This is a genomic window from Photorhabdus sp. RM96S (assembly GCF_042879335.1).
In the GTDB taxonomy this organism is placed as follows: Bacteria; Pseudomonadota; Gammaproteobacteria; order Enterobacterales; family Enterobacteriaceae; genus Photorhabdus; species Photorhabdus kayaii.
In genome coordinates, this window is sequence record NZ_JBHFKT010000005.1 from 93,079 (window position 1) to 111,699 (window position 18,621).

The following is an 18,621-nucleotide window of genomic DNA, read 5'->3' on the forward strand; positions in this document are numbered from 1 at the left end:
TGGACAGAAACCAGAATTGTTATATTATAACATCTCAATGTTCACGCAAGATATATTTAACATGTCGACACTCATCACTTTAAAAAATATTGCTGTTAATTTCGGCGATCGTCGGGTATTAAACAATATCTCTCTACATTTGCAACGAGGAAATATTCTGACGTTGCTAGGTCCTAATGGTGCCGGTAAATCAACTTTAGTCCGCGTTGTTTTAGGGCTTATTGAGCCATCATCCGGCACTATTGAATATACCGATGGATTGAAAATCGGCTATGTTCCACAGAAGTTGCATCTTGACCCCACCCTGCCATTGACAGTTAAACGCTTCATGATGCTAAAACCCGGGGTAAAATCTGGCGATATATTACCGGCACTTGAATGGGTGAATGCTGCTCATCTATTGCAGCAGCCCATGCAAAAATTATCCGGTGGGGAAAGCCAACGGGTTTTATTAGCCAGAGCACTATTAAATCAACCTCAATTACTCGTCCTTGATGAACCAACACAAGGGGTCGATGTTAATGGTCAATTAGCACTTTATGATTTAATCAATCAAATCAGGACCGAATTGCATTGCGCTGTATTGATGGTTTCCCATGATTTGCATCTGGTCATGGCGAAAACAGACGAAGTTTTATGCCTTAATCAACATATTTGTTGTTCCGGCACACCTGAAGTTGTTTCAACCCACCCTGAATTTATCGCGATGTTTGGTCATCATGGTGCTGAACAATTGGCGATATACCGCCACCAACACGACCATCACCATGATCTGAAAGGGAAAATTAGCTTGGAAAATAACAGGGAATGCCACTCATGATCGAATTATTATTCCCCGGTTGGTTGGCCGGCGTATTATTGGCTATTGCTGCCGGGCCATTAGGTTCATTTGTTGTCTGGCGCAGAATGTCCTATTTTGGCGATACTCTGGCTCATGCTTCATTACTGGGCGTTGCTTTCGGATTATTGCTAAATATTAGCCCTTTTTACACAATTATCGCCGTCACTTTGATACTGGCAATTATTTTAGTTTGGCTGGAGAAACGTCCTCAACTGGCAATCGATACTTTGTTGGGGATTATGGCTCACAGCGCATTATCATTAGGGCTAGTGGTTGTCAGTTTAATGTCTAATGTGCGAGTTGATTTGATGGCTTATCTGTTTGGTGATTTGTTATCAGTCACCTATGAAGATATTTGGTTGATTGCCATCGGTGTCACCATGGTCACCACGCTCCTGTTCTGGCAATGGAACGCCTTGCTCTCTATCACCGTCAGTCAAGAAATGGCTTTTGTGGATGGAATTAAAATACAGCGGTTAAGAGTGCTGTTAATGCTGGTAACAGCGTTGACAATCGGCTTGGCAATGAAGTTTGTCGGCGCACTGATTATCACCTCCCTGCTCATTATCCCGGCCGCTACTGCTCGCCGTTTTGCCCGTACACCGGAACAAATGGCCGGTATTGCTATTGCGGTTGGTACGCTTGCCGTCACCGGTGGATTAGCTTTCTCCGCCGTTTACGACACACCAGCAGGGCCCTCTGTCGTGCTATGTGCTGCGGTGATGTTTATTATCAGCCTGATCAGTAAAGCAAAAAATTGATCCACTGAGTGGGTATAACCCAATGGATTTCAAGATGCATCGCGACGGCAAGGGAGAGAATCCCCGGGAGCATAGGTAACGATGTGACCGGGGTGTGAGTGCAGCCAACAAAGAGGCAACTTGAAAGATGACGGGTATAACCCAGTTATCAGGAGAACGGGATAGGTTTCCCTTGCGGGAGTACCCATCCCGATTTTTCAGGTAATTAAACAAGTCATTCCTGATCTCTAACCATACCAAAATGGCGATAAGCATGTTCGGTGGCAATTCGTCCACGGGAAGTGCGTTGAATAAAACCCTGTTGAATCAAAAAGGGTTCCAGCACATCCTCAATTGTTTCCCGCTCTTCACCAATAGCAGCGGCAAGGTTATCTACCCCAACCGGCCCGCCCATAAATTTATCAATGATGGCAATCAGTAACTTACGATCCAGATAATCAAAACCGGCAGCATCTACGCTCAACATATCCAGCGCTCTGGTGGCAATATTGCCATCAATCGCACCATTCCCTTTTACTTGAGCAAAATCACGTACCCGGCGCAGTAAACGGTTTGTAATCCGTGGCGTTCCACGAGAACGCATGGCAACTTGCCGGGCGCCCTCATCACTGATCGCTACCCCCATAAAACGAGCGCTGCGAGAAACGATACTTTGCAAATCGTCCACATTATAAAATTCAAGACGCTGTACGATACCGAACCGATCACGCAGTGGAGAAGTCAAAGAACCTGCGCGAGTAGTCGCCCCAATCAGGGTAAAAGGTGGCAAATCAATTTTAATCGAACGGGCTGCCGGCCCCTCGCCAATCATAATATCTAGCTGGTAATCTTCCATTGCTGGATAGAGAATTTCTTCCACTACCGGCGATAAGCGGTGAATTTCATCGATAAACAATACATCGTGCGGTTCAAGATTGGTCAGCATTGCCGCCAAATCACCCGCCTTTTCCAACACCGGGCCTGAAGTTGTGCGAAGATTAACACCCATCTCATTGGCAACAATATTCGCCAGCGTTGTTTTCCCCAATCCCGGCGGACCAAAAATCAGTAGATGGTCAAGAGCATCACCACGCTGTCTGGCAGCCTGAATAAAAATCTCCATCTGCTCACAGACCTGCGGTTGTCCGACATATTCAGACAACAATTTAGGTCTGATGGCGCGGTCAACGGCTTCATCATCTGGCAAAACTTCCGCAGAAACCAGACGGTCAGCTTCAATCATGGCTTACCCCTGTAACTTAGAGAACAGCGCGAAGCGCTTCGCGGATAAGTGTTTCACAATCCGCCCCCGGTTTAGCGACTTTATTTACCATGCGGCTGGCTTCCTGTGGTTTGTAACCCAAAGAGACTAATGCCGCAGCGGCTTCCGCTTCGCTATCAGCGTCAGAAGTTGTCTGTTTGGCCGTTGCCGGCAAATTAATATCACTGCTCTGATTGAAGAGATCGCCATTCAGCCCTTTAAAGCGATCTTTCATTTCAACCACCAGCCGTTCAGCGGTTTTCTTACCCACACCCGGCAGTTTAACCAGAGAAGCGATCGCCTCTTGTTCAATAGCAGAAACAAATTGCTGCGCAGACATGCCCGAAAGAATAGCCAACGCCAATTTAGGCCCAACACCATTCACTTTAATTAATTCACGGAATAGAGACCGCTCTTGCTTATCATTAAAACCATAAAGTAATTGCGCATCTTCACGCACAATAAAGTGAGTAAATAGAACAGCTTCCTGTCCAGCATCAGGCAATTCATAAAAACAGGTCATTGGCATATGAACTTCATAACCAACGCCATTCGTTTCCAGTAAAACCAAAGGTGGTTGTTTTTCCAGCACAATTCCTCTGAGACGCCCTATCACTCGTTTATCCCCTAAAAAATACAACTGATTGTTCTATTTATGGTTATAACATAAAAAAAGCTGGATGCATATCCAGCCGTTATCTTAAACGCCCACGCGCCAGGATTAATCTGGGATCACCAACCCGTAAAAGATTCTGATTAAAGTGACAATGGGTTATCGCAATCGCCAATGCATCTGCCGCATCGGATTGCGGATTAGCAGATAATTTCAGCATAGAACGCACCATATGCTGAATCTGACTTTTTTCAGCCGCCCCGGTTCCCACAACCGTCTGTTTAACCTGTCGGGCAGCATATTCAAAAACCGGCACAGATTGATTGACAGCGGCAAGAATAGCAACGCCTCGCGCTTGCCCTAATTTCAGCGCTGAATCGGCGTTTTTCGCCATAAAAACTTGTTCGATGGCAAAAGCATCCGGTTGAAATTGCGTAATAATTTCAAGAATACCTGCATAAATACGCTGCAACCGGTTAGGCAGATCATCAACTTTTGTTCGGATACAACCACTGCCAAGGTAGCTCAAATGACGCCCCTGCTGACGGATCACACCATAGCCAGTGACGCGGGAACCCGGGTCGATACCTAAGATAATCGCCATATTCTGTTTATTCGCCTTTGATTATCACCTTTAATATGAATGAGATAAAAACGTTAGAGAAAGTGTCCTGTACCACAGCACACTTTCTCTACGCTATATACCCGTTATCCTTCAAGTTGCCTCTTTGTTGGCTGCACTGACTCACCCCGGTCACATAGTTCGCTATGCTCCCGGTGATTCGCTCCCTTGCCGCCGCGATGCATCTTGAAATCCATAGGGTATACAACCCGATTGAAATTACAGCAAAGCAGCAACTTCATCAGAGATTTCACCGTTATGGTAAACCTCTTGTACGTCGTCTGAATCTTCCAACATATCAATCAAGCGCAATAATTTAGGTGCGGTTTCCGCATCCAATTCCGCTTTAGTGGACGGGATCATCGAAACTTCCGCTGATTCAGCCACAAAACCGGCGGCATCTAACGCATCTTTCACGTCACCAAACGTTTCTGGTGTGGTGTAAACATCAATCGCGCCATCATCATAGGTTTCTACATCATCAGCGCCGGCTTCCAACGCTGCTTCCATAACCACATCTTCGTCCAGCCCTGGCGCGTAAGAAATCACCCCTTTTTTGGTGAACAAATAAGCAACCGAGCCATCAGTACCCAGATTACCACCGGTTTTAGTGAAAGCATGGCGAACATCAGAAACAGTACGGTTACGATTATCACTCAGACACTCAACCATCACCGCCGTTCCCCCCGGACCATAACCTTCATAAATGATGGTTTCCATGTTATCCGCTTCATCGTTGCCGACACCACGGGCGATAGCACGGTTCAGAGTATCGCGGGTCATGTTGTTGGACAGTGCTTTATCAATTGCAGCACGCAGACGTGGGTTAGATACAGGATCTCCACCACCCAGACGGGCTGCCGTTACTAGCTCCCGGATAATTTTGGTGAAAATCTTACCGCGTTTCGCATCCTGCGCAGCTTTGCGGTGCTTGGTGTTGGCCCATTTACTATGACCTGCCATAAGGTTCTCCGATAAAACGTCTAATAAACTTATTCAATAACAAACTCTTCAATCGCCTGCCGATTGCTCCACGACTTAGTGAGCTTTACTGCTTTATCCGCATCCAGCCACTGATAAGCCTGATGTTCAGTCAACAGGCATTCTCGCTCTTCCGGCAATGCCAGACAGAACCAGTACTCTTTATTGCGGGTGACTCCTGGAGCATAGCGATGACGCAAGTGGGTAAAAATCTCATAATAAAGAGAACGCCGGCAATCTATCAGTTCAAGATTTTCACCTATAATATCGATACCGACTTCTTCTTGCACTTCACGCAATGCTGTCTCCCACGGCGTTTCATCTCCATCAAGGCTGCCAGTTACAGACTGCCAAAAATCAGGATCGTCCCGCCGCTGTAACATTAGCACCCGTCGGCTGGAAAACGCATAAATAACCACCAGCACAGACTCGGGGCGCTTGTAAGCCATTATTCACTCTCTTTTCTAGCAACAACAAATATTGATAACTCTTCAAGGGCCGCCGAATTGGCATAACTTGGCGCTTCCGTCATTAAACAAGCGGCAGCGGTAGTTTTAGGGAATGCGATAACATCACGGATGTTATCCGTTCCTGTCAGCAACATAACCAAACGGTCAAGACCAAATGCCAAACCTGCATGGGGAGGCGTACCAAATTTCAGTGCATCCAGCAAGAAGCCAAATTTCTCCTGCTGTTCCTGCTCATTAATGCCCAAAATACGGAACACCGCTTGTTGCATTTCATTACGGTGAATACGCACTGAGCCACCACCCACTTCGTAGCCGTTAATCACCATATCGTAAGCATTGGCAATAGCCGAAACCGGATTTTGCTCCAACTCCGCCGCTGACATATTACACGGTGAAGTAAATGGATGATGCATGGCAGTCAGACCACCTTCCCCATCATCTTCGAACATGGGGAAGTCGATAACCCACAGTGGCCGCCAGCTATCCAATTTTGTCAGGTTCAGATCGCGCCCTAATTTCAGACGCAACGCTCCCAAAGCATCAGTGACCACCTTCACACTACCAGCACCGAAGAACAAAATATCGCCATCCTGTGCACCGGTACGGGAAAGCAGACCTTCAATCACCTCTGCATTCAGGAACTTGGCTATCGGACTTTGAACCCCTTCCAGACCGGCAGCACGCGTATTGACTTTTATCCACGCCAGCCCTTTTGCGCCATAAATTCCAACGAATTTGCCATATTCATCAATCTGCTTACGACTCAATTCAGCACCACCTGGTACCCGAATTACGGCTACGCGGCCTTTACTGTCATTCGCCGGTTCAGCAAAAACACTAAATTCCACATCTTTAACCAGATCAGCAACATCAACCAACTCCAATGGGTTACGCAGATCAGGTTTATCAGAACCGAAACGACGCATCACTTCGGCAAACGTCATCACCGGGAAATGCCCCAGATCAACACCTTCAATTTCAAGCCACAATTCACGGATCATTTTTTCCATCATTTCCCTTACCTGCTCAGCAGTCATAAAGGAAGTTTCCACGTCGATCTGGGTGAATTCTGGCTGACGATCCGCACGCAAATCTTCATCACGGAAGCATTTAACAATTTGATAATAACGGTCAAAACCAGACATCATCAGCAATTGTTTAAATAACTGTGGGGATTGAGGCAGAGCATAAAATTTGCCTTTATGAACACGACTCGGCACCAAATAATCACGAGCACCTTCGGGGGTTGCTTTCGTCAGCATCGGCGTTTCAATATCCAGGAAACCCTGATTATCCATGAAACGACGAACAAAACTGGTGATTTTAGCGCGTGCTTTCAGACGATTTGCCATTTCAGGCCGGCGCAGATCAATATAACGATATTTCAGACGCTGCTCTTCACTGTTCGTCTGATTGCTATCCAAAGGCAAAGGTTCGGAGCGGTTGATGATATTCAAACTTTCCGCAAAAACCTCTATTTCACCGGTAGCCATATCTTTATTGATTTGACTGTCAGGACGGGCGCGTACAGTACCGGTGATTTGAATACAGAATTCATTACGCAGTTCAGCAGCCTGAGAAAATGCGGCTTGCTGATCCGGGTCAAAAAACACCTGAACAATCCCTTCACGATCACGCATATCAATAAAAATCAAGCCACCTAGATCACGGCGGCGGTTTACCCAACCACAAAGAGTCACCTTCTGGCCTTCATGGGTCAGATTCAACTGCCCACAATAATCAGTACGCATACAATATCCTTTTACTCGGCTGTTGTGCTGTTGCTGCGGAAATTTTGGCATCGTTCTTGAACTTGAAAAATGTCATGAAGTGTCAAAAAAGGTCGCCATTATAATGGAAATTCTGCTCAGAGATAAGGGCAGGTAATATTCCGATGCTATACCATTGCTTGATGTCTGATAATCAGGCAATTTATTTTCAATTCCCATCTATTTATAGCGACAGTTTTATTTTTGGGGTTTATCATAACTTAATTGGCCAATTTCGGTTAGGCAATGGAGTTAAAAATGGTTAGCTCGCTTTATGTTGTGTTGGGCGCACTATTATTGATTAAGCTGTCTTTTGATGTGGTTAAGTTAAGAACACAATATCGTGTCTCATATGGAGACGGTGGTTTTTACGAATTACAAACAGCGATCCGCATCCACGGTAATGCTGTGGAATATATCCCTATCTCTATGTTATTGCTGGTCATGATGGAGATGAACGGCTCAAATGTCTGGACGATACATGTCTGTGGTTTGATTCTGCTCACCGGCAGAGTCTTGCATTATTATGGTCTGCACCACCGTGAACTCCGCTGGCGACGTTCAGGCATGGTAGCAACTTATCTCTCAATCGTATTAATGGTGATGACAAATATTTACTACTTGCCTTGGGAACAGATATTTTCTCTCTACTAACGAATACCACTGGCACTAAAATAACAGGCAGCAAACTCGGCTGCCTATTATTCTAACCATAGCTGTTCCCCATATAAGGAAGACTTTCCAACGTTGACATGCAAAGCGAGCAAGTGTTGGTTTTTTTACCTCGCCCACTTAATCTTGCTGACGGCACATGAGGATTTTCTAAGCGTTCAGCCAATTTTTTCTTTAGCTGCCCCTTAATTGGATGACCTAACTTCTTCCACTCTTTTAAGGCCCGCTTTTCAAATTCCAGACTATAGATCAGTTTGTTAAGATTTGATATGCCATACACCACCTCACTCTTTTACGTAAGCAAACAATAGGTCATTTAAAGGTGCTTTTAAATGCATCTTTACTTTTTTATATAAAACCCAAAGCTCCCCTAATGCTGACTGACTCATGAAATCAAGGATTGATCGCGCCATGATATGATTTTTGTACAACACTTAAATTCCTCAAATATTTCCATTATTCACTACTTTTAAGCACAGAGAAAATTGGTTCAAGGTCAAGCTTTACATCTGTTAGAATGCCACCTTCTATTTTTTCTGATAATTAATGCTGTTATGTCAAATCAAGATCCTTACCATCAAAGGGATAGCCTGTTTGCCACGCCCATTGCCAATCTGGGAGACTGGCGTTTCGATGAACGGGTAGCCGAAGTTTTCCCTGATATGATCCAACGCTCCGTGCCAGGTTATTCAAATATTGTTTCCATGATTGGTATGCTGGCCGGTCGTTTCGTGACATCAAACAGTCAAATTTACGACCTGGGTTGTTCTCTGGGCGCATCAACCTTGGCAATGCGCCGCAATATTGCCGCTGAAAACTGCAAAATTATCGCCGTTGATAATTCCCCGGCAATGGTGGAACGCTGTCGTCGCCATATCGATGCTTTCCGGGCACAAACACCGGTTGAAGTCATTGAAGCCGATATTCTTAATATCGATATTCAAAATGCTTCGATGGTCGTACTGAATTTCACCTTACAATTCCTCAACCCGCAAGATCGACAAGGTTTACTTAACCGGATTTATCAGGGGTTACGTCCGGGGGGTGTTTTAGTTTTATCAGAGAAATTCAGCTTTGAAGATCAACAGATTGGTGAGTTACTGTTTAATATGCACCACGATTTTAAGCGTGCTAACGGATATAGCGAACTGGAAATCAGCCAGAAACGCAGCATGCTTGAAAATGTCATGTTGACTGATTCTGTAGAAACACACAAATCCCGTCTCCATCAATCCGGTTTTAACCATGTTGAAGTCTGGTTTCAGTGTTTCAACTTTGGTTCACTGCTAGCGATAAAAGGAGCCGATAAATGATCGATTTCGGTAATTTTTATCAACTTATTGCAAAAAATAACCTCCAGCATTGGCTTAATTGCCTTCCTGCTCAACTGCAAGAATGGCAAAAAGCGGCCCTGCACGGTAATTTTAAACCATGGGTAAAAACCCTGGAAAACCTACCCGAAATTTCACCGACCCAATTAGATCTGAAAAATGGCGTGATCGCAGAACGCGATCCGCCCCTATCCGAAGGTGAAAAAATTTGCCTTACCAATATATTGCGAGTATTCATGCCGTGGCGCAAAGGCCCATTCTCGCTTTATAGCGTAAATATTGATACTGAATGGCGCTCAGATTGGAAGTGGGATCGGGTACTGCCCCATATTTCTCCATTAACCGGCCGTACAATTCTTGATGTTGGTTGCGGCAGTGGTTATCACCTGTGGCGGATGGTGGGTGAAGGGGCTGAACTTGCCGTTGGTATCGATCCAACTCAGCTCTTCCTCTGCCAATTTGAAGCTGTCAGAAAGTTGCTTGGCAATGATCAACGTGCCCATCTTTTACCTCTGGGCATTGAACAATTACCGGCACTGGCCGCTTTCGATACGGTTTTCTCGATGGGCGTTCTCTATCACCGCCGCTCTCCTCTTGACCATCTCTGGCAGTTGAAAAACCAACTGGTATCTGAGGGTGAGTTAGTACTGGAAAGTCTGGTTGTTGAAGGAGATGAACATACCTGTTTAATCCCCGGTGAACGTTATGCTCAAATGCGCAACGTCTATTTCATCCCTTCGGCAAAAATGTTGAAAATTTGGCTGGAGAAGTGCGGTTTTGTTGATGTAAAAATTGTCGATCAGGCAGTCACAACGACGGAAGAACAACATCGGACAGATTGGATGAAAACTGAATCGCTATCTGACTTCCTCGATCCTGCGGATAACAGTAAAACCATTGAGGGTTATCCCGCTCCTCTGCGGGCGGTACTCATCGCCCGTAAGCCCTGATTTTGTCAACTGGCCCAAAGTTGGGCCAGTCCATAATAGATTTTACTCAAATAAAGTCAGACTCAGCATCCCTTTCATCACCTCTACCACACCACCATCAACACAATAATGTGAAAACTCATCCACTTCATTATCCGCGCTCATCGTCACCCCTGCTTTGCGGTAGGTCATGGTAGAGGGCATAATCCGTCTTGCCGAACTGTGAACTTCCGTTAACCCGATATCGATAAATTTATGAATATTACTCATACGAACACCCGCACCCGCCATAATAATTGGCCCCTGACTGGCTTGATGTAGCTCTTTCAATAAGGGTAATCCCAATTCCGCATTCTGTTGCTGACCAGAAGTCAATATTCGTTTAACACCAAGCTGAGTGAGTTGATCCAGTGCCACATAAGGATTAAAACACATATCAAACGCACGGTGAAAAGTAACGGCCATATCGCCAGACAGTGCCATCAATTGTTGCATACGGGGCAAATCAATATGCCCTTCTTCATCTAATACACCAAAAACGACGCCCATAAATCCCATATCACGGATCTGAGCAACATCATTTTTCATCACCTCAAAATCTGAGTGACTGTAGCAAAAATCACCACCTCTTGGACGTACAATGGGATACACAGGAATAGTTAATTGCTCAATAGCCTGCTTCAATGTACCAAAACTCGGTGTTAATCCCCCTTCCGCCTGACTGGCGCAAAGCTCTATCCGGTCAGCACCCGCCTGTTGTGCGATTAATGAGCAACCCACGCTAAAACAACAAATTTCTAACTTTGTCATCAGAAGTTCCTTGGACACCCAGTTATTAACGAGCAATCAATGAATCTACGCGATTCAGTAGTTCAATTCACTAACTATGACATCTAATTATTTCCGATGATTTGTAGGAAATCACAAGGTCAGAATTTTTATCTGGATCACAAGGACGAAAACGTTAATTTTGCCGACTGGTGCTCATTTTTAACAATTTCACGCAATGTAAATGGGTGAAACTTGACGGTGATCTCACTATCAGTGATAGCTAAGGTAGGATTAGGCAACCGCTCTTGTTCCCCTTTGGGTTGACTCTCTTTAACTATCCCCAACTTGGGTGTATATTATACTCAAGTTGGGAACAGATGGATAAGTGATGGAAGCTGTTTTTGTTGAACTACCACCTTTTGAACGTTACCGTCATAACTACCTGAGTGATGAGGAGTTTCGAACCTTCCAAAATATGCTACTGAAAAATCCAACAACAGGAGATGTAATCCAACATACAGGCGGATTGCGTAAAGTACGTTTTACTGATTCCCGAAGGAAAAAGGGAAAACGAGGCGGTATTCGGATAATTTACTATTGGTGGGTATCTAAATCGCAATTCATGCTTTTCACTATCTATGATAAAGATGAAATGTCAGACTTAACTAAAGAGCAATGCGAATCCTTGCGTAAAATGTTAGAAATGAGAAAAAAGGAGCATAAATGAAGCGTGATCTATTTGCAGAACTCAATGAAGGGATGAAAGCTTGGGAAGAGGCTAACGAAGGCAAACTCACATTGAAAACTCATAAGAGGAGGTTAAAAAATGATATCTTCATCAGTCCGGATGAGTTGAAATCTATCCGGAGTAAACTGAATATTTCTCAGGCTGTTTTTGCCCAGTACCTGCATACCGGTGAGACGACATACCAAAACTGGGAACAGGGACGGGCTAAACCGAATAAACAAGCTGTGTTACTGATTAAAATGGTGGAGCGCAACCCGCAGGCACTAGAATTTCTTGCCAGCCTCACATAACAATATCACTTTAATTCATGTAGCTGAGCATTCACTTTTAACAATTTCACGCAATGTAAATGGGTGAAACTTGACGGTGATCTCACCATCAGTGATAGCTAAGGTCGGATTAGGCAACCGCTCTTGTTCCCCTTTGGGTTGACTCTCTTTAACAGAAAAACCTGCCGGCAAAGGTTGCGGTAATAATGCTTTTGCGGCTGTTGATAAGATCTCAGGTGCCACCGGCAGCACCAGCTCCACATGTTCCCATCCCTGATGCAAGTAAGTTTTCTTGCCAGGATAGGGCAATTCTACACAATCAATTTGCCAATTAAGCACCGCAATTGGGTACTCTAAATCAAACAAGCAGATTGGACGTCCATTAATAATAGTTTCTGACATCAAACTGCCACATTGCAAAAAACCTTTACGCCAGCGCTCCGCTACAGAGATATCGTGACAACGTAAGGAGATATGATCGGCTTGATATTGCTCAACATTCAAATTAAGCCGTTGTTTGAACCGTACCAATTTTTGCTCAAATATTGCCAGTTCAGCCACTAAATCCTGTAATTCAACAATAGAAGAAAAATGTGTCATATTATCCCAGTTAAGATGCAATAGATTGGTCCCTTCCCTTGGCCCCAAACAGCCCAAGAATTTTAAAGGGTTGCCGCCGTTTCAAACCTCAAATGATACTCTCGATTGGTAATAATTGAAATTCGATGGTACCAACACAATCACTCTTTCAATAATTCCATGAATTCTCATTACCCTATTTCACTCACAAAAAACTGCAATTAAGCGAAAAAACCCGCTTGGGACAAGGTTTGATACCTCGCAAGAAACACTATCTATCAATAAGTTACTGTAACCATTTTATTTTACACAATTTCCGCACGTAATGGGAATTAAGGGTAATTCTGGTTTTATAATATAATTAGATTAGGAAATTAAAAATAGGAATATTATTCTTTTATTCTAACGATTCAGGGCAATTATTTAAAATAAAAAATAATCACAAAGTTTATCATTCAATATAAAATTAAGAATCTATAAAAAAACAAAAGCAAAAAGCAAAAAGCAAAAAGCAAAAAGCAAAAAGCAAAAAGCAAAAAGCAAAAATTACAATATTAAAATTAACCATCGATATAAAAATTATTGTAATTGATACAGATCACAAACACTAATTTCCTCATTGAAATACAATCATAAAGAAAATAAATTACATTTTAGTCAAATATGTAAACATCTTTGACAAAACTATTTCTATAAAACATAATTTCGGAGGTAATACTATGTCTGATTGGTCAGGAAGTGTTCCAGCTAACGCTGAAAACGGTAAACCCACAGGACTTATTCTCAAACAAGGAGATATAATCTCTGTCGTTGCTCATGGCTGGGTGAAATATGGCCGTGATTATCTTGAATGGGCAGCACCTGATGGTTCTGTACCTAATAATCAACAACCGTCACCAATAGTCACTCTCGTTGCTAAAATCGCCAACAAGAAGTTTGCAATTGACAACGGAGTACTTCATAAAACAGTTCCTGTAGATGGAGAATTAATACTTTTATTCAATGACGTACCGGGTACTTTTGGTGATAATTCAGGTGAATTTCAAGTCGAGGTCATAATAGAATCTCGGTATTCCCCTCTAAAGGAAATAATATAAAAATTATATGAATATGTATTACTAATATAATAAACATTCTATTTAATACAACGCCAAGTGAAAAATCACATTATTTCACTTGGCAGATAAGAAAAAGTCCACGTTAAATATCAGCCTCATCATTATTATTACTGTTTCCTACAAATGGATGCTTACTATGTTTTTCTTCAAACGATATAAGCATCCACATCAGATAAAGAAAAAGATTCTATTTGGTCTATTGGTAATATATGTCAGAATAAAGCTACCTGAAAGTAAGCATTCCCCCTTGCGCTTTTTGTAACTCAATTTTTGATGTATTCCATTATCCATGACATCAATTGAAAAGAAAGTTTTGCCTATCAATAAAACAGGCCACGCAATGCGCAGCCCTTAATAAATTGCACTACCGAGCTAAGTCATCCGCGTATTACTTTTCCCGGACACCTTCGATAGAAATCAATAAATCCGCTTCCTGTGATTTAGGTCCCAAATCTGCTTTGAAATTAAAATCTTTCAGTTTGATTTTACCAGAAGCTTCAAACCCTGCGCGGTAGCCACCCCACGGGTCTTTACCTTCACCCATCAGCTCTGCATTCAGTACCACCGGCTTTGTCACACCGTTTAAAGTCAGATCACCCGTAACAACATATTTCTCCCCCTCTTTTTTCACTTCAGTTGAAGTGAATTTTGCTTCAGGGTATTTCTCTGTATTAAAGTAATCTTTACTACGCAGATGTTTATCACGTTCGGCGTGGTTAGTGTCCAAACTGGCTATTTTGATCGTCACATTAACTTTATTTGCAGCCGGATTTTGCTCATCAAATGTGAAAGAGCCATCAAAATCTTTAAATGTCCCATATAGCCAGCTATACCCCAAATGCTGAATGCGAAATCCAATAAAGGCGTGCTGGCCGGGAATATCAATTTTATAATCGGCAGCTAATGCAGAACTTGCATTTAGTAACAATGCACCCGCAGTCAGGCCAAGTAGCGTCTTCTTCAACATATTCTTCTCCATAATCGTCTTTTATATTATTCAGGACGGAAACCCAGTATCCGCTTTAAGGTTGCATCACGGTCAATAAAATGGTGTTTTAATGCTGCAACAGCGTGTAATAACGATAAAATTACCACTGCCCAAGCAAGGTAAAGATGAATCATTCCGGCAGTATCCGCCTGCTCGCCCTGACCGATTAATGTGGCCGGAACAATAAACCAGTCAAAAACAGAAATCGGCTGCCCATCAGCGGTCGAAATTAAATAACCACTAATCAAAATGCCAAACAGTAAGATATACAACAAAATATGCATTAAAACAGCGCTGACTCTAATCAGGCGGCTATAACTGGCTAATGGCTTGGGTGGTGGAGAAACAAAACGCCAGATAACACGCAAAGCCATCATGATAAACAGCAACATCCCGATGCTTTTATGAATTTCAGGTGCTTTGTGATACCACGTATCGTAATACCCTAATGTCACCATCCACAGTCCTAGCGCAAACATGCCATATACGACCAATGCAACCAACCAATGTAAAAGGACAGATAAGTGACCAAACTGGTTGGAAGTATTCTTCCAAAGCATAACAGTTCCTTTTTTAGGTAAATGTAGACTCGCCATTTTTTGAACTAATTCAATTATGAATGATATTAATCTCTTTTTTATTAAAAATCCCAACAAATAATTTGCAAAAGATTTTCAATTTTAATCAATGAAAATCATTTAAGGTAAAAAAATATTAAATAACAATAAGATAGAAACATACCACATTAATAATAATGCCGAAAAAATATATAATATATATTTTTTTATTATATTTGATTTTAAATTTTAACTAATGTAAAAATTAATTATCTTATTTTCTATTATTTCTTTATAATTTTCCGCTTATAAGAATCATAACCTGATGTGCTCGTATCTGACGAGCCTAACACAAGCCTCAGTAGTCAGAAATGACGAGTCCGGCCGCCTTTAAATCTATTATGCCTTTATTTCGTATGTTCATTACTGGAACAATAAAAGTGAATAAAACATGAGGAACATCACTATTTACGGCAACAAATCTTACAGCATTAATCATGCAATAGTGGTAAAAATAACATCAATAAATTATCAAAAATGAGGTTTTTTATGTCAAATAGCATCTTACAAGCGCTCACTTTATTGAAGTCAAAAAAATGGGTCGATTTGACGCATAGCTTCGATAAAGATTCTCCACATTTTTTTATGCTTGATTCAGCAGAGGTTAAAACACTTTTTGATTACAAAGATGGCTTTTTTGTTCAGCAATTTTCTTTTCCCGGCCAATATGGGACTCACATTGATGCTCCCTGCCATTTTGTTCCTAGTACCCGTTATGTTGATGAACTGGAATTAAAAGAATTGGTTTTACCTTTAATCGTGCTTGATCACTCAGAAAGAGCAAAACAGGACCCCAACTTTTCACTTTCTAAAGAAGATATTCTTAAATTTGAAGAAGAATATGGAATTATTGAAGCAGGTACTTTCGTTGCGCTCAGAACTGACTGGAGTAAACGCTGGCCATCTCATGAAAAAATGGACAATAAAGATGATTCTGGCAATAACCAAATACCTGGGTGGGGAATAGATGCCCTCAAGTTTTTATTTGAGGAGCGTCATATTAAAGCCATCGGACATGAAACATTTGATACCGACGCCGCTAAAGATTTTAGAAAGAATAATGCCTTGTTGGGCGAAGATTATGTCTTAAAGCAAGATACTTATCAGATAGAACTTTTAGCTAATTTGGACCAAGTACCTGTACGTGGCGCAGTTATTTTCAACATTGTAGCCAAACCTAAAAAAGCCTCTGGTTTTCCTGTTCGTTCGTTTGCCATACTCCCGTGACTGTTTCCTAGAGGCCATTAGATGATTTTTCGAGAAGACGCGTTTTTTATCTTCGCAACTTGGCACAAAACAACAGTAAAGTGGTATGTCATGTGTTGAATATGGTATAAAACCAGCCGTTTTTTATTATGAACCATTTTGCAAAGGATATTGTTTGCTACAATATACCTATTTCTTGTTCGTCATTTAAGGTAACCAGGTGAATATTCAGGCGATTCTTTCAGAAAAAGTCAGCCAAGCGCTGATTGCAGCAGGTGCTCCAGCCGACAGCGAAGCTCACATCCGCCAATCCGCGAAAGCGCAATTTGGCGACTATCAGGCCAATGGTATTATGGCCGCCGCGAAAAAAGTGGGTATGCCTCCCCGACAACTGGCAGAAAAAGTTGTTAACCTGCTAAATCTGCAAGGTATCGCCAGTAAAGTTGAAATCGCTGGCCCCGGCTTTATCAATATTTTCCTTGATAAAGCGTGGATTGCAGCCAATATCGAAACTGCACTGAAAGATGAAAAGCTGGGCGTTACGCCAGCCAAACCACAAACTATTGTTGTCGATTATTCCGCCCCCAATGTTGCGAAACAGATGCACGTTGGTCATTTGCGCTCCACGATTATTGGTGATGCCGCCGTCCGTACACTTGAATTCCTCGGCCATAAGGTTATCCGCGCTAACCATGTGGGTGACTGGGGAACCCAGTTCGGTATGCTAATTGCCTATTTGGAAAAAGTGCAAAACGAAAATGCCAGCGATATGGCATTGTCCGATCTAGAAGCTTTCTATCGCGAAGCCAAAAAGCATTACGATGAAGATGAAGAGTTTGCCATCCGCGCCCGTAGCTATGTCGTAAAACTACAAGGCGGTGATGAATATTGCCGTACCATGTGGAGCAAGCTAGTGGATATCACGATGGCCCAAAATCAGCAAACCTATGATCGTCTGAATGTCACGCTGACTAAAGATTCTGTCATGGGTGAAAGTCTGTACAACGATCTGCTGCCCAGTATCGTCGCTGATCTGAAACAGCAAGGGCTGGCAGTGGAAAGCGATGGAGCAACCGTGGTTTACCTTGATGAGTATAAAAACAAAGAAGGTGAACCGATGGGCGTTATTATCCAGAAGAAGGATGGGGGTTATCTTTACACCACAACCGATATCGCCTGCGCAAAATACCGTTATGAAACCCTGCACGCGGACCGCGTTCTTTACTACATCGATTCCCGTCAACATCAACATTTGATGCAAGCCTGGACCATCGTTCGTAAAGCGGGTTATGTACCAGAATCCGTGTCACTGGAACACCATATGTTCGGCATGATGTTGGGCAAAGATAGCAAACCATTTAAAACTCGCTCCGGTGGTACTGTCAGATTGACCGATCTATTGGATGAAGCTATTGAACGTGCCAACACTCTTATCCGTGAAAAGAACCCGGATATGCCAGAAGATGAATTGAAAAAAGTGGTTGCAGCTGTCGGTATCGGTGCCGTGAAATACGCTGATCTCTCCAAGAGCCGTACCACAGATTACATCTTCGATTGGGATAATATGCTCGCCTTTGAAGGCAATACCGCGCCTTATATGCAATATGCTTACACCCGTGTTGCCTCCATCTTTAAACGTGCCGAAATCGATGAAAGCAGTCTGACCCTACCGGTTATCCTAAATGAAGATCGTGAACAAACATTGGCCACCCGTTTGTTACAATTTGAAGAGGCCATTACCACCGTCGCCCGTGAAGGTACACCACATGTGATGTGTGCTTACCTGTACGATTTGGCTGGTCTATTCTCCTGTTTCTATGAACACTGCCAAATCCTCAATGCGGAAAGCGAAGAGTTGCGTCAAAGCCGCCTGAAACTGGCGCTCCTGACCGCTAAGACATTGAAGCAAGGTCTGAATACATTGGGTATTGAGACGGTAGAGCGGATGTAACAGGATAATTGCTGTTTTTCTGAAAAATTGGCGTGATTGGGCATACTCCTTCCTATCACGCCTGTTAAGATCTTTTTATACCTGGTATTCAATTCTGGCAAGAAACGTACCCTAGCAATTTTCTATCATCAAAACTCCACCTAAA

General features: G+C 42.9%; 21 protein-coding genes and 2 pseudogenes. 10 read left to right on the plus strand and 13 right to left on the minus strand.

Annotation, left to right across the window (positions count from 1 at the left end; genetic code table 11):
- Positions 1 to 61 precede the first annotated feature (61 nt).
- Positions 62 to 820, plus strand: a complete 759-nt coding sequence (znuC, locus tag ACGF49_RS04550) for a zinc ABC transporter ATP-binding protein ZnuC (protein ID WP_113040646.1) — start codon at positions 62 to 64, stop codon at positions 818 to 820.
- Positions 817 to 1,602 carry a zinc ABC transporter permease subunit ZnuB gene (gene znuB / locus ACGF49_RS04555; protein ID WP_112876055.1) on the plus strand — a complete coding sequence of 262 codons (786 nt, stop codon included), beginning with the start codon at positions 817 to 819 and terminating at the stop codon, positions 1,600 to 1,602. The genes znuC and znuB overlap by 4 nt, the downstream gene beginning before the upstream one ends.
- A 214-nt stretch (positions 1,603 to 1,816) precedes the next feature.
- Here znuB and ruvB read toward each other — a convergent pair whose 3' ends face one another.
- The 7 genes from ruvB to aspS form a co-directional block, all read right to left on the minus strand.
- Positions 1,817 to 2,824, minus strand: coding sequence for a Holliday junction branch migration DNA helicase RuvB (gene ruvB / locus ACGF49_RS04560; protein ID WP_228899995.1), 1,008 nt, complete (start codon positions 2,822 to 2,824; stop codon positions 1,817 to 1,819).
- A gap of 16 nt (positions 2,825 to 2,840) precedes the next feature.
- Positions 2,841 to 3,458 (minus strand): Holliday junction branch migration protein RuvA, encoded by a 618-nt coding sequence (gene ruvA, locus ACGF49_RS04565; protein ID WP_113040647.1) that lies wholly within the window; start codon positions 3,456 to 3,458, stop codon positions 2,841 to 2,843.
- A 79-nt stretch (positions 3,459 to 3,537) separates the two neighbouring features.
- The gene (gene ruvC, locus ACGF49_RS04570) at positions 3,538 to 4,059 is read right to left on the minus strand and encodes a crossover junction endodeoxyribonuclease RuvC (RefSeq protein WP_112896138.1); all 522 of its coding nucleotides are present in this window, start codon (positions 4,057 to 4,059) and stop codon (positions 3,538 to 3,540) included.
- Positions 4,060 to 4,147: 88 nt separating this feature from the next.
- Entirely contained in the window at positions 4,148 to 4,285 is a 138-nt protein-coding gene (locus ACGF49_RS04575; protein ID WP_158536456.1) for a hypothetical protein, read from the minus strand.
- Between the two features lie 11 nt (positions 4,286 to 4,296).
- A complete protein-coding gene (locus ACGF49_RS04580; RefSeq protein ID WP_262977721.1) occupies positions 4,297 to 5,040 on the minus strand; it encodes a YebC/PmpR family DNA-binding transcriptional regulator in 744 nt (247 codons plus the stop codon).
- A 29-nt stretch (positions 5,041 to 5,069) separates the two neighbouring features.
- Positions 5,070 to 5,507, minus strand: a complete 438-nt coding sequence (nudB, locus tag ACGF49_RS04585) for a dihydroneopterin triphosphate diphosphatase (RefSeq protein WP_112876059.1) — start codon at positions 5,505 to 5,507, stop codon at positions 5,070 to 5,072.
- On the minus strand, positions 5,507 to 7,279 hold the full coding sequence (aspS, locus tag ACGF49_RS04590) for an aspartate--tRNA ligase (protein ID WP_113040649.1): 1,773 nt from the start codon (positions 7,277 to 7,279) through the stop codon (positions 5,507 to 5,509). Before aspS ends, nudB begins: the two co-directional genes overlap by 1 nt.
- 276 nt (positions 7,280 to 7,555) lie before the next feature.
- On the opposite strand from aspS, the gene ACGF49_RS04595 reads away from it, so the two are divergent.
- Positions 7,556 to 7,951, plus strand: coding sequence for an MAPEG family protein (locus tag ACGF49_RS04595; protein WP_113040650.1), 396 nt, complete (start codon positions 7,556 to 7,558; stop codon positions 7,949 to 7,951).
- Positions 7,952 to 8,072: 121 nt separating this feature from the next.
- Here ACGF49_RS04595 and ACGF49_RS04600 read toward each other — a convergent pair.
- A pseudogene (locus ACGF49_RS04600) lies at positions 8,073 to 8,222 on the minus strand (type II toxin-antitoxin system RelE/ParE family toxin); the annotation flags it as partial.
- A gap of 301 nt (positions 8,223 to 8,523) precedes the next feature.
- On the opposite strand from ACGF49_RS04600, the gene cmoA reads away from it, so the two are divergent.
- Both cmoA and cmoB read left to right on the plus strand, forming a co-directional pair.
- A complete protein-coding gene (cmoA, locus tag ACGF49_RS04605; protein ID WP_113040785.1) occupies positions 8,524 to 9,282 on the plus strand; it encodes a carboxy-S-adenosyl-L-methionine synthase CmoA in 759 nt (252 codons plus the stop codon).
- Entirely contained in the window at positions 9,279 to 10,250 is a 972-nt protein-coding gene (gene cmoB / locus ACGF49_RS04610; RefSeq protein ID WP_113040651.1) for a tRNA 5-methoxyuridine(34)/uridine 5-oxyacetic acid(34) synthase CmoB, read from the plus strand. Before cmoA ends, cmoB begins: the two co-directional genes overlap by 4 nt.
- Positions 10,251 to 10,292: 42 nt before the next feature.
- Here cmoB and cutC read toward each other — a convergent pair whose 3' ends face one another.
- Together cutC and ACGF49_RS04620 are read right to left on the minus strand one after the other, a co-directional pair.
- Positions 10,293 to 11,039: a copper homeostasis protein CutC gene (cutC, locus tag ACGF49_RS04615; protein ID WP_113040652.1), complete on the minus strand. Its 747-nt coding sequence runs from the start codon at positions 11,037 to 11,039 to the stop codon at positions 10,293 to 10,295.
- Positions 11,040 to 11,176: 137 nt separating this feature from the next.
- Positions 11,177 to 11,335 (minus strand): annotated as a pseudogene (locus ACGF49_RS04620) (VOC family protein); the annotation flags it as partial.
- Positions 11,336 to 11,388: 53 nt separating this feature from the next.
- Here ACGF49_RS04620 and ACGF49_RS04625 point away from each other — a divergent pair.
- Together ACGF49_RS04625 and ACGF49_RS04630 are read left to right on the plus strand one after the other, a co-directional pair.
- Positions 11,389 to 11,727, plus strand: a complete 339-nt coding sequence (locus ACGF49_RS04625) for a toxin (RefSeq protein ID WP_113040653.1) — start codon at positions 11,389 to 11,391, stop codon at positions 11,725 to 11,727.
- Positions 11,724 to 12,038, plus strand: a complete 315-nt coding sequence (locus ACGF49_RS04630) for a DNA-binding transcriptional regulator (protein WP_011146353.1) — start codon at positions 11,724 to 11,726, stop codon at positions 12,036 to 12,038. The genes ACGF49_RS04625 and ACGF49_RS04630 overlap by 4 nt, the downstream gene beginning before the upstream one ends.
- 15 nt (positions 12,039 to 12,053) lie before the next feature.
- Here the strand turns inward: ACGF49_RS04630 and ACGF49_RS04635 are convergent, their stop codons facing one another.
- Positions 12,054 to 12,617 carry a VOC family protein gene (locus ACGF49_RS04635; protein ID WP_011146352.1) on the minus strand — a complete coding sequence of 188 codons (564 nt, stop codon included), beginning with the start codon at positions 12,615 to 12,617 and terminating at the stop codon, positions 12,054 to 12,056.
- Between the two features lie 698 nt (positions 12,618 to 13,315).
- Between ACGF49_RS04635 and ACGF49_RS04640 the strand changes: the two genes are divergently transcribed.
- Positions 13,316 to 13,693, plus strand: a complete 378-nt coding sequence (locus tag ACGF49_RS04640) for a LecA/PA-IL family lectin (RefSeq protein WP_262977719.1) — start codon at positions 13,316 to 13,318, stop codon at positions 13,691 to 13,693.
- A gap of 409 nt (positions 13,694 to 14,102) precedes the next feature.
- On the opposite strand, the gene ACGF49_RS04645 is transcribed toward ACGF49_RS04640, so the two are convergent.
- On the minus strand, positions 14,103 to 14,681 hold the full coding sequence (locus ACGF49_RS04645; protein ID WP_262977718.1) for a YceI family protein: 579 nt from the start codon (positions 14,679 to 14,681) through the stop codon (positions 14,103 to 14,105).
- 26 nt (positions 14,682 to 14,707) lie between these two features.
- On the minus strand, positions 14,708 to 15,262 hold the full coding sequence (locus ACGF49_RS04650; RefSeq protein ID WP_387489879.1) for a cytochrome b: 555 nt from the start codon (positions 15,260 to 15,262) through the stop codon (positions 14,708 to 14,710).
- Between the two features lie 546 nt (positions 15,263 to 15,808).
- Between ACGF49_RS04650 and ACGF49_RS04655 the strand changes: the two genes are divergently transcribed.
- Together ACGF49_RS04655 and argS are read left to right on the plus strand one after the other, a co-directional pair.
- A complete protein-coding gene (locus ACGF49_RS04655) occupies positions 15,809 to 16,546 on the plus strand; it encodes a cyclase family protein (RefSeq protein ID WP_228901913.1) in 738 nt (245 codons plus the stop codon).
- Positions 16,547 to 16,745: 199 nt separating this feature from the next.
- Entirely contained in the window at positions 16,746 to 18,476 is a 1,731-nt protein-coding gene (argS, locus tag ACGF49_RS04660) for an arginine--tRNA ligase (RefSeq protein ID WP_387489882.1), read from the plus strand.
- Positions 18,477 to 18,621 lie beyond the last annotated feature (145 nt).

Bases quoted from the DNA above. Each gene is read 5' to 3' on its own strand.
- ACGF49_RS04640 (WP_262977719.1), top strand. From the start codon at position 13,316: ATGTCTGATTGGTCAGGAAGTGTTCCAGCTAACGCTGAAAACGGTAAA.
- cutC (WP_113040652.1), bottom strand. From the start codon at position 11,039: ATGACAAAGTTAGAAATTTGTTGTTTTAGCGTGGGTTGCTCATTAATC.
- nudB (WP_112876059.1), bottom strand. From the start codon at position 5,507: ATGGCTTACAAGCGCCCCGAGTCTGTGCTGGTGGTTATTTATGCGTTT.
- cmoB (WP_113040651.1), top strand. From the start codon at position 9,279: ATGATCGATTTCGGTAATTTTTATCAACTTATTGCAAAAAATAACCTC.
- ruvC (WP_112896138.1), bottom strand. From the start codon at position 4,059: ATGGCGATTATCTTAGGTATCGACCCGGGTTCCCGCGTCACTGGCTAT.
- znuB (WP_112876055.1), top strand. From the start codon at position 817: ATGATCGAATTATTATTCCCCGGTTGGTTGGCCGGCGTATTATTGGCT.
- ACGF49_RS04580 (WP_262977721.1), bottom strand. From the start codon at position 5,040: ATGGCAGGTCATAGTAAATGGGCCAACACCAAGCACCGCAAAGCTGCG.
- ACGF49_RS04595 (WP_113040650.1), top strand. From the start codon at position 7,556: ATGGTTAGCTCGCTTTATGTTGTGTTGGGCGCACTATTATTGATTAAG.
- ruvB (WP_228899995.1), bottom strand. From the start codon at position 2,824: ATGATTGAAGCTGACCGTCTGGTTTCTGCGGAAGTTTTGCCAGATGAT.
- ACGF49_RS04655 (WP_228901913.1), top strand. From the start codon at position 15,809: ATGTCAAATAGCATCTTACAAGCGCTCACTTTATTGAAGTCAAAAAAA.
- ACGF49_RS04635 (WP_011146352.1), bottom strand. From the start codon at position 12,617: ATGACACATTTTTCTTCTATTGTTGAATTACAGGATTTAGTGGCTGAA.
- aspS (WP_113040649.1), bottom strand. From the start codon at position 7,279: ATGCGTACTGATTATTGTGGGCAGTTGAATCTGACCCATGAAGGCCAG.
- ACGF49_RS04650 (WP_387489879.1), bottom strand. From the start codon at position 15,262: ATGCTTTGGAAGAATACTTCCAACCAGTTTGGTCACTTATCTGTCCTT.
- ACGF49_RS04630 (WP_011146353.1), top strand. From the start codon at position 11,724: ATGAAGCGTGATCTATTTGCAGAACTCAATGAAGGGATGAAAGCTTGG.
- znuC (WP_113040646.1), top strand. From the start codon at position 62: ATGTCGACACTCATCACTTTAAAAAATATTGCTGTTAATTTCGGCGAT.
- cmoA (WP_113040785.1), top strand. From the start codon at position 8,524: ATGTCAAATCAAGATCCTTACCATCAAAGGGATAGCCTGTTTGCCACG.
- ACGF49_RS04625 (WP_113040653.1), top strand. From the start codon at position 11,389: ATGGAAGCTGTTTTTGTTGAACTACCACCTTTTGAACGTTACCGTCAT.
- ACGF49_RS04645 (WP_262977718.1), bottom strand. From the start codon at position 14,681: ATGTTGAAGAAGACGCTACTTGGCCTGACTGCGGGTGCATTGTTACTA.